The sequence below is a fragment of the Vibrio sp. 10N.222.48.A3 genome (assembly GCF_041475345.1).
GTDB classification, from domain to species: Bacteria; Pseudomonadota; Gammaproteobacteria; order Enterobacterales; family Vibrionaceae; genus Vibrio; species Vibrio tasmaniensis_A.
Genome location: NZ_JBFRVX010001642.1, coordinates 1 through 204, shown reverse-complemented (window position 1 = coordinate 204; position 204 = coordinate 1). Strand labels below are relative to the sequence as shown.

1 protein-coding gene is annotated in these 204 nt (G+C 47.1%); it reads right to left on the bottom strand.

Features of this window, described 5'->3' with window-relative positions; translation table 11 throughout:
• The coding region (locus AB4653_RS28215) for a VCBS domain-containing protein (RefSeq protein ID WP_372105934.1) at window positions 1-204 on the bottom strand (204 nt) is incomplete at both ends.

Below are 204 nucleotides of genomic sequence, written 5' to 3'. Positions count from 1 at the left end.
AAATCTTCAGTTAACGTGCCAGCATCCACACCCGTAATTACGGCGTTGTCGTCGTTCCCACCAATCGTCATATCGATGGTTTGCGGTGTGCCGTCTTTGGTGTGAATAGTGAAGCTTTCGTGCAATGAAGTGGCTGCGGTTAAAGCTTGAACATTAGAGAGCGAGTTATCAACTTGATACTGCCAGTGTCCATCAGCATCGATA